Source organism: Candidatus Poribacteria bacterium (assembly GCA_021295715.1).
Classification (GTDB): Bacteria; Poribacteria; WGA-4E; order WGA-4E; family WGA-3G; genus WGA-3G.
Window position 1 is genome coordinate 44,646 of the sequence record JAGWBV010000013.1, and the last position, 10,222, is coordinate 54,867.

Sequence of the window (10,222 nt, forward strand, 5' to 3'; positions counted from 1 at the left end):
CGACGACATGGGCGATGACAACGACGATGACACCCAATAGTTCCATCTCACAGCATTTCTAAAAGAAAAGGGGACAGTAACTGCCTTCTATGGTTGTTGTCCCTTTTTTTATTACTTAATGCTTCACCATCTCCCGATTGCTGAAAATGTGGACCTACTTTCAATATCTCACCCAATAGTCTTTTAAAACAGTACCAGTGCTTTCAGTATTGACAATACTTTGCCTTTCCCCATTCAACTCAACCTACGAACACCAAATTTTTATATTATAGAGTTCACGTCCAGTAGGGTAATTTTCAAATAGCGACCTTTAAACTGCATTTCCCTTGAAAATTAAAACGAAATGTTCTATTATTTAAAATGAAACTATGTAGTAGGTGATTTTGAAGAGTGCCACAATGAAGTGGATAGGCTTGTCTCTTAAAAGCCTGACACTTTTCGTTAATCTCCACTTTAAAATATAAGGAGTTCTAATAATGTTAAAAGTTCATATAGCCTTGATTGCGCTCTTAATTGCTTGTGTCGCCTTCATGTCTTGCGACCGGGGCCAGAAAATGTTACAACCGGTTGCTGACGATATGATGGCTGCTGACGATATGATGAAGATGATGACGGATATGATGGATTCGACAATGTACATGTCGTGGGCGAGCGTTGAGCTTCCTGCACCGACGATGACCGTAGCGGAAGCTGCTGCTGCCATGAATGCTGCCGGAACCGGTGCCGCACACGGCGAAGGCACTCGTACCGCCTATATCAATGACATCGGTGCTATGGCGAACATGGACGGGACAGCTTACCCCGCAGGGACCATCATCGTCAAGACAATTATGGATGATGCCAATACGTTCGTAGCAAAGAAAGCGGTGATGACGAAAACCGACGACCCGATGTATGCCGACCACAACGGTTGGATGTACGTCAAATATGCGCGCTCGTCAGCAGATGGTGAGTATATGATGGTCGGTGGTGGTAGCTTAGAGAATAGTATGGGATGCCATGGATGCCACGCCAAAGCCGATAACGACAGTGTCTTCGTCTCATTCTCCATGGATGACATGATGGATGAGATGGACGATATGGACGATGCCAATGGCGGCGCGGCAGATGAGGGCAACGCTAATGGCGGCGATGTCCAATAGTCACATCTCATAACGCCTATAAGAAGGGGACTGAGAACAGCATTCTGTGGTTGTCGGTCCCCTTCCTCTTTTCTACCCTATATCTCAAGCAATAAACGCACCACTCTGTGCTGGAAGTGAAATGCTTACGGAATCTCCGGACACTGTCACTCCATTCCCATTGAGGAGATCTCCCGCAGAAGTTTGAAAAGACGAGATTGGAACATCAATTGTTTGAGAACATCGACTCGTATTCAAAGCGATTAGGATAGAATCCGTTTCTGAAGTGCGTAGATATGCGTAAGTTCCCTTTTGAACGTCCAGATGCACAAGCCTCCGACTACCAGAAGTAAGTCCTGAAAACCGCTTCCGTAATGCTCCCAAGTTTCGGAAATAGTCCAACAAATCTTTGTCCGCTTCATCTCCCCACGGCATTGGCAACCTCGCTTCCTCGAAACGTCCAAGAGGGTTTCTTTGCGAAACGCCGATCTCAGTTCCGTTGTAAATCACAGGGGGTGCGGAGAGCGTGAAGAGCACCAACGCTGCCAACCTGACTTTCGCCTTATCCTCTTTCGCCAAATAGAGAATCCGCGTCATATCATGGTTATCCAGAAACGCCGGCAGTGAAAAGTCTTGCGGAAAATAAGTCTCATGCGCCGCTAAAAACGACTCAAACTCCAGTAGTGTTGAAGTTTCAAGGACAAAAGTCCGTCGGAGCGCATCCGCGAGCAGGAAATCGAGGCAGCCATCAAAATGTGGCATATAGGACGCGATGACTTCCGAATGACCCACAACCTCCCCAAACAGAAAAGCGTCAGGCTTCACGGATTTACAGGCTTGACGGAAGTCTGCCCAGAACGTCCGTGGCGGACCTGGCGCATAGTCAAGCCGATACCCATCAACACCTTTCTGAAGCCAATGCTGTGCACATTTCAACAAATGATCGCTCGTCGGTTTGTGTTTTAAGTTCAGTTGTGGCATTCCCTTCACAGTGAAGAAACTTTCGTATTCATGGGGCCAGTGCTGCCATGTGTACCACTCCCGATATTCACTGTCTGAGTCACGCTGTGCCGCTTGAAAGGTCGGATGGTGGTTCGACCAGTGGTTGGCAACAAAATCGAGAATAATCCGCATGCCACGCTGATGCGCTTTTTCGATGAGTTCTACCAGTTCCGCGTTCGTTCCCAATCGAGGTTCAACAGTGTAATAATCTGTCGCATCGTAACCGTGATGAGATGGGCTTGCAAAGAGGGGTGAAAGCCAGATTGCATTGCATTCAAGCGATTGAATGTAGTCAAGCTTCTGAATTGCACCACGAAGTGTTCCACCGAAAAACCCGGAAAGGTTTGTCGGTTTTTTCCACGGTACACCGTCCCCCGGATAGAAGCGATCAAGGAAGATGTGATAGATAACGGCATCACGGGCCCACTGCGGCACGTCGTAATCGTCAATAGAGATAGCGAATTCGGTTGCTTCGGATAGCACTCGCGCTTGGTTATCCGCAAAGATCCATCTATCTGATCCCGCGACGCGTCCACCAATTCTATACCGGATGACTGTCCCGCTTGGTTGCGGTGGGATCTGCCCATTCCAGTGGCGCACATATCGCCATTCAAGTGCGTTCCATACTGTCCCACTCGACGCGAGTTCAAACGTGGATTCCTCGCCATCTGTCTCCATCCAACAGCGAACCACATCGTAGGCGACACCGCCAGACGTTGTCACGTCAAGGTCGATTGATTGATTCGGCTGCGGTCGCGATAGGTCTGTAAGCCGTGGATTGAATCGATGAAGATGCCTGATACCGACCAAATTGCTACGGTACTCAGTGATACGGTTCTCAAAATCTCTTTGCGGACCAAACATGATTTTCCCTACATAAATGCCGCCCCTACGGGGCTTTGTCGGATGGAAGCAAAATATGAATTACCTATACCTTATAGATAGCGAGGTCATAGGTATTCATTCTGCCATTTTCTATCTGTTTTGCGCGGTATCGCGACCCGTTGGAACGTGTTCCCGCTGCACGTGGAAACAAAAAAGCCGTGTAGTAGGTACACGGCTTTTCAATCTTGATCACAAATTTTTGGTTACTTATCGCCCCAAGCGCGCCCGCGTGGAATCAATAACAGTTGTCCCACACTCAGTCTACTCCGATCGAAGATATAATCGTCTTGGTTCGCGGCGACTAACCGTTTCCACATCTCTGCGTCATCGAAAATCTCAGGACGCGCAGCGATGCGTTTGAGTGCCGCTTCGCCGTTTTCTTCCTGAATATCCTCTTCCTTCACATGGTATTTGTAAAGCATTTCAGGGCTGGTGATGCTAAAACTGAAACTGTGCGAACTTTCGAGGGCATTGCCTGCCATATCCGTAGCACCGGAGACGGTGACAGTATACATACGTCCTGCACGCATCGGCATATCGGATGTAAACGTCACAGAATCGCCGCTTCCGCTCACTGTCCCTGACAGCATTGCGTTCATCGGTTCACTCATCGAATCTTCCGTTTTCGTGACTGCCACATCCACGCCAACACTGCTGCTGTCAATCGGTTCGCTAAACGAAACCGTCAGGCTATTCATTACATTCAGCGAATCTTCGTAGTCAGAGATAACTGTGCCATCGACAGGTTCGTTCATTGTCACTGTCGGTGGCGTCGCGTCAGTATAGGTAAATTTCTGTGAAAGCGTGACCGGTACTTCAGGTTTTCCTTTATTCGTAACGACGATGGACACGGATTCTCCTGCCATGCCACCCGGAGTCACTGCCGTGATTTGTGTTTCACTTGGGACGGTTACACTTTGCGCATTTTTCCCACCGAACGTCACGGTTACGCCGTTTTTCATATCAAATTTTTCGCCAGTAATCTGGACAGTCGTCCCGCCGGTTTCGGGTCCCTGCGTAGGACTCATTCCGCTGGGTATCGGTTCTGGATTACAGCCAGCACATCCTGCCATCCACGCGCAGACAATCGCGAGAACAGCAAGCACGGCTATATTTCTGGGTTTTTTCATTAATTTAGTCTCCTTATGGTCAGGACGGCTCTCATTTTGAATCGCGCCAAATTGTACGATTGAAAGTGACGCAGCTGGCAAGCCAAAACTTGCGATTGCTATTAGAAGAAGGATTTCGTGGTTAGAGGGTAGCCCCTAAATTATACCTTAAATTATTATACACGTAAATTGAAACAGTTGTCAACACTTTTTTGCACAGACTGTGCACAAAAACCTGCGCCACAAATATCTTAACCGCGCCACGTTGTCCGCTTGAGTGGATCGCTCACACTCACGGTTAAGTCTGCACCGAAACCTTCTACGGACAGTCTGACCGTGTCTCCGTCTCCAATTGCAGTGAGTGCCTCATGGTGCGTTCCTGTCGATACAATATCACCCGGCTCTAAGGTTACGACATTGGTCACCTCTGCGAGCAATTCAGGGATAAAGCGTGCCATGGAATTTGTAGAGAAATCGTGCTGGAGACCGTCGTTAATCCAGAGTTGCACGCCGAGAGCGTTCCCATCTCCGACTTCGTCAGCCGTAACGATCGCTGGACCCATCGGTGCAAACGTGTGCCAGCTTTTTCCTAAGAAGAAACCACCGGGCAACCCGCGCGCAGAGACATCAATAAATTGCGTGTAACCAAAGACACAATCTAACGCGTTATCTTCCGATAGATGCTTTGCCGTTTTACCAATCACAATCGCTAATTCCGGCTCGAAGTGAAACACGGTCACGTCCGCTTCCGGAAGTTCCACCCTCCCCTTCGTGGCAATGATACCGGTTGGTGACTTCAGAAAGGCATTGAAATCCCCACGCGACGGACTATCGGGTTCAATGTAATTCCCCGCAAGGCAGACGAGCTGTCCCGGACGCGGAACGGGTGCATTAAAACTGACACTGTCTATAGCGATGGCAGTGCCGCTTTCAACCGCGCCCTCTATAGCCGGACGTAGATTATCAAAATCCTCAATCACCGTCCGTATGAGTTCTTGCGGTGTATGGTAGGAAACACCACTGAGTGCCCCGCTGATGTCAACGATCCCGTCTTCTGTTATTACACCGAGTTGATAATCATTAAAAAAGGCAAGTTTCATTTAGTTCTTTGCTCCTGTGTTAAGACGTGTTACAAGCGGATGACTCCGCTCCTTTAACGGCAGTTGTACCTTTTGTCCGTTGAAATGGGAGACATAGGTTGCGCTGACACATTCAAGAGATGTAAGCGCGTTGCGTCCACCGAGTTCTGGTTGGTTTTCGTTAAGAATTGCGTCTCGTATATTTTTCGCACTCCAGATGGTGTGGCGCGACTGCCACGGTTTTCCGGAGATAAGAAACGCCGATGGGTCAAGCTCTATCTGTTCCCATGCGGGTGTATGCGCTGCAAAAGACACATCAAAGGGACAATACCACATTTCATCTATACCGGTGTCGGGGTGCGGTTTTACCATCAATTGTCCCTCTGAACCGAGTAGGTGCGGTCCCATCATCCAACCGTGTCTGGGCTCGCGACAGTAGAGTTCCATGATACCGTAGGCACTGTTTCCACCACCGATATGCACGAGCATCGTATCTCCGGCAACGATACCGTTGTCGCGTCGGTCGGTTTTGCACAACTCACTGCTGTGCATAATATCCGCCTCTGTCACATCGTGTCCCTGATATGTAATATGCGCCTGAATCCAAGAGATACCGTTTAAGAAGAAATCCATCTCGTCAAAATAGTGGACCCCCATTTCCATCAACTCGAATCCGGCTTCACGTCCCTTACCAACTTCACGAATGGAACGGAGTTCACCAATTTTACCGGCATCAACCAGAGATTTCGCGTGCCGAAAAAGCGGCGTAAATCGGAATTGGTGACTGACCGCCAAGTGCACACCCGCCTCACGACATGCCGTGTGCATCTGGTCGGCGGTTTCTAAATCAACAGACAACGGCTTCTCACATAAAACGTGAATACCTTCTTTTGCAGCAGCAATCGCAACCGGAGCATGTAACGGTGCGTGTGTACACACACTCACGATATCGAGGTCCTCGCGCGCGAACATCTCCTCGTAATCGGTGTATCGGTTTGAGACACCGTATTCGTCGGCGCGGTTGTTGAGCGCATCGCGATTGATGTCGCACATCGCGACGAGATCGACCGCCTCCAAGTTCGCATGCGCGCCAGCGTGACTGCGACTAATCCCACCACAACCGACAATTCCCGCCCGTAATGTCATGAGTTGTCTCCCAAATTCAGTTTGTGCATGGTAACTTAGGATATAGCTTTGATATTTCGTGTTAAGGTGTATTATACGCTGATGCAAAAAGAGTGCAAGCCAAATTTTTAATTTTCCTTGCGGTTCGGTTAGGTGGGTTTGTGCTTGAACGTCCCTTCACGTATATCCGCTTTCCACTTCGTTCCAAGTTATGCGCTTGGGGCTAATTTTAAGAGATGCTCATTTCTAATAATGCCTGCCATTGCTCTTCATCTACGAGGACACCCTTTTCAAGACTCTCCATCCGCGTCCGCAGCATGCCTTCTCCAGGATATCGCACGCTCTCATTTTCATTTAAAGGTTTTGATTCGAGGAAATCATCAATAATCGCTGCCACTGTTTCATCTAACGCCGCTTGCCCCATCATGCCTGTGGCGTTAACAGCGATGTACACCTGAGAGACAGCGTATTCGGATCCCTGCTTTCCAATTTCGTGTGTAGCCTGTCCACCTGAAATAACGGATGCCATGGTGTCGAGCACGAGTGCCAAGCCCGATCCCTTCCAATAGCCGATGGGAAGTGCTCTTGAAGAATCAAGAATCTCTCCGGGTTCAATTGTTAGTTCACCTTTGGTATCGTAACCGCCCGGTAACGGCAGTTGTTTCCCCTGCAGCTGCAGCACCTCCAATTTCCCGTTTGAGTACTGGCTCATCGCCATATCAAGGAGAACATGTCCCTCCGCTCTTGGAATGCCAATCGCCATCGGATTATTCCCGATCTTTTTTTCTCCCGAACCCCACGGTGGCATGAGTCGGGTTGTATTCGTCCAACATATCCCGATATATCCGGCTTCCGCTGCTTGTAACGCATAGGCACCGCCACGCATCCAGTGATTTGTATTTGAAAGCCCAACACACCCGATACCGTGGACTTCAGCGAGTTCCGTTGCCCGTTGCATACAGAAGTAAGCGTTGACGAGTCCGACTCCCATCTTACCATCCCAGCGTTCTAAGGCACCGAAACCTTCAATTTTCTCTGGCTGTGCCCGGAAATTGATTTGTTTGCTCTCGAGTCCAGCAACAAATCCGGGGAAACGATTGAGTCCGTGCGAGTACACGCCGTCGCGCTGATTTTCGGCAAACAGTCGCGCACAGAGTATTCCGCGCGCACCGTCAAACCCAATTGCTGCGAGCACACGATAAAATTCATCACATAAAGTTTGGAAAGGTACACGTTTCATATAATTGCGTCCTCATCGGTTTATTGCAATCATTATGTCCGATGTCTGAGAAAAAAGCAAGGTATTTTGTGCTGATTTCAGAGGGCTTTGTTATCCGAAACTGGCTTGATTTTCCTTGCGTGAAAGCGTCTTATGATGTATCATAGATACTCACAATCGTGATATTTAAAGTATCCCACATCTTTTTTCAACATCCCCCAAGAGGCAGAAGCAATGGCATTCTCAAAGAGTCTATTCAGAACCTTCAACTGTATACTTATCGGGTGGCTTCTACTCACCTTCGGGAATGCTTTGGCGGATTCCGAGGAAGAACCGCTGCAGATGGAACCGATCGAGGTAATCGGTGTAACACCACTTCACGGTGTGGGGCTTCCGAAAAATAAGGTTCCTGCCAATATCCAAACGACGACTTACACTGAAATTGACGATGCCCAAAGCTTAAGCCTCACCGAGTTCATTAACCTTAATCTCGGCAGCGTTCACGTTAACGAGGCGCAAAATAATCCTTTCCAACCCGATATTCGTTTTCGCGGCTTCACGGCTTCCCCATTACTCGGACTGCCTCAAGGGTTAGCCACCTATCAGGATGGCATTCGTGTCAACGAACTATTTGGGGACACAGTGAACTGGGATGTCATTCCGCAATCCGCAATTGCCAGTATCAACCTGATGCCCGGTTCAAATCCACTTTTCGGTTTGAATACGCTCGGCGGTGCGCTTTCGTTAAGGACTAAGACGGGTTTCACACATCCCGGGCACGCAGTAAAGGTCTATGGGGGTTCATTCACACGGAGAGCCGTTGAGTTTTCCAGTGGGGGTCATAATCAGAGATTGAGTTACTTCCTGAGCGGCAATCTTTTTACAGAAGATGGCTGGCGCGATTTTTCTCCTTCGGATGTCAGGCAACTGTTTGGCAACATCGGTTGGGAACAAGACACTACCCACCTGAACCTGAGTCTAACCTTGGCAGACAATGAACTTTTAGGAAATGGAGCACTACCGATTCAACTCCTTGAAACAAGACGTGATGCGGTGTTTACACATCCAGATAGGACGGAGAACAACATGCTCCTTGCGAACTTGCGCAGCAGCCATGCTTTATCTAATAGTGTGATGTTGGCGAGTACAGTCTACTATCGACGCACTAATATTGAGACCTTTAATGGAGACGATACAGACTTTGAACCGTGCGAAGACGCTGAAAACGAGGGTTTCCTATGCCTTGAGGAAGGCACAGAAGAGGAACGTGTGAGGGACCAGTTTGGAAACGAGGTCCGTCTCACTGAAAATGGTTCTAATGATGAGGGCGATGAGGACGACGATGACGATGAAAGCGGATTCAATGCGACAAATAACACAAGTCAAACTCGACAAGGTGGTTACGGTGCGACCTTACAGGCAACCTTCACCAATCCGATCATCAACCGTGAAAATCAGTTCATCACCGGTGCCAGCTTCGATAGTGGCGGTGCCCTGTTCAACTCCGAAACGGAACTGGCGAGTCTAACACCGGATCGCGGCACAGTCGGTAGCGGTATTTTTGAAAGCGAATCTTTTGTGGATGTTGAGGTAGGGGTACAGAACATAGGTATTTATGCAACAAACACCTTCTCCATCACACCGCAACTGGGGCTCACGCTGTCTGGACGTTATAACAGAACAGAGATTGCATTGCGGGACCAGATAGGTGTTGAACTCGACGGAGACCATACCTTTGACCGCTTCAACCCAGCGGCGGGATTGACGTATCAGTTCCACCGCGCACTTTCATTTTATGGAAGTTACAGTGAGTCTTCGCGTGTCCCCACGCCTGTGGAACTCACTTGCGCCGATCCGGATGCCCCGTGCAGGTTACCGAACGCATTTGTCGCCGATCCGCCGTTGGATCAGGTAGTAACGAAGACGTGGGAGACGGGACTGCGTGGTAGATTAGGCAGAATGGATTGGAACGCAGATTTCTTTCGCGCGACGAGTTTTGATGACCTGATTTTCATCAGCAGCGGCGCGCTTACCAACGAAGGCTATTTTCAGAATATCGCTCAGACGCTTCGTCAAGGCGTTGAATTCAGTATCGGCGGAACTTTTTTTAACCGACTACACGGTCTGATCAATTATACCTTCATTTCAGCGACTTTCGAGACCGATCTGACAGTTAGCAGTCCAAACCATCCAGAAGCGGAGGGTGGAGAGATTGACGTGGTGAAAGGCGACCGCATTCCGAGTGTCCCACAACATAACCTCAAAGCGGACATCACGTATGCCGTAACCGATGCGTTGTCCTTGGGAACGAACATCCTCTTCAATTCCAGTCAGATCTTCAGAGGCGACGAGGGGAACTTGATTGACCAGATCCCAGGCTACAGCATCGTTAACCTACGCGCCAAGTATACGTTCTGGGATCATCTCTCCATCTTTGCTAAGGTGAACAACCTTTTCGATGAAACGTATGAAACCTTTGGACTGTTTGGAGAGGCGGACGAAGTGTTAGGAGACGACTTCGAGGATTCACGCTTTCTCTCCCCCGGTGCGCCCCGCGCTGCATGGATCGGACTCGAAGCAATATTTTAAGCTTCGGCTACTTCGTGCCTAGTGCTGTGTCAAGTTGAGTTTGATAGTATTGTCAGTTGGGTTGAAGGGATTTTCCCTGTAGGGGCAGTCCCT

General features: G+C 49.0%; 7 protein-coding genes. 2 read left to right on the forward strand and 5 right to left on the reverse strand.

Annotation, left to right across the window (positions count from 1 at the left end):
- The first annotated feature begins 476 nt into the window (after positions 1-476).
- Complete coding sequence (locus tag J4G07_05835) at positions 477-1,142, forward strand: cytochrome P460 family protein (protein ID MCE2413506.1); 666 nt, start codon at positions 477-479, stop codon at positions 1,140-1,142.
- 84 nt (positions 1,143-1,226) lie between these two features.
- On the opposite strand, the gene J4G07_05840 is transcribed toward J4G07_05835, so the two are convergent.
- From J4G07_05840 to yiaK, 5 genes are all read right to left on the reverse strand, one after another.
- Positions 1,227-2,987 carry an alpha-amylase gene (locus J4G07_05840; GenBank protein ID MCE2413507.1) on the reverse strand — a complete coding sequence of 587 codons (1,761 nt, stop codon included), beginning with the start codon at positions 2,985-2,987 and terminating at the stop codon, positions 1,227-1,229.
- A 224-nt stretch (positions 2,988-3,211) separates the two neighbouring features.
- Positions 3,212-4,138, reverse strand: a complete 927-nt coding sequence (locus J4G07_05845) for an Ig-like domain-containing protein (protein ID MCE2413508.1) — start codon at positions 4,136-4,138, stop codon at positions 3,212-3,214.
- A 230-nt stretch (positions 4,139-4,368) separates the two neighbouring features.
- Positions 4,369-5,217: a fumarylacetoacetate hydrolase family protein gene (locus tag J4G07_05850; protein MCE2413509.1), complete on the reverse strand. Its 849-nt coding sequence runs from the start codon at positions 5,215-5,217 to the stop codon at positions 4,369-4,371.
- Positions 5,218-6,342, reverse strand: coding sequence for a Gfo/Idh/MocA family oxidoreductase (locus J4G07_05855; protein ID MCE2413510.1), 1,125 nt, complete (start codon positions 6,340-6,342; stop codon positions 5,218-5,220).
- Between the two features lie 208 nt (positions 6,343-6,550).
- Positions 6,551-7,561, reverse strand: coding sequence for a 3-dehydro-L-gulonate 2-dehydrogenase (yiaK, locus tag J4G07_05860; GenBank protein ID MCE2413511.1), 1,011 nt, complete (start codon positions 7,559-7,561; stop codon positions 6,551-6,553).
- Between the two features lie 213 nt (positions 7,562-7,774).
- Here yiaK and J4G07_05865 point away from each other — a divergent pair, with 213 nt between their 5' ends.
- Positions 7,775-10,129: a TonB-dependent receptor gene (locus tag J4G07_05865; GenBank protein ID MCE2413512.1), complete on the forward strand. Its 2,355-nt coding sequence runs from the start codon at positions 7,775-7,777 to the stop codon at positions 10,127-10,129.
- The last annotated feature ends 93 nt before the right edge of the window (positions 10,130-10,222 follow it).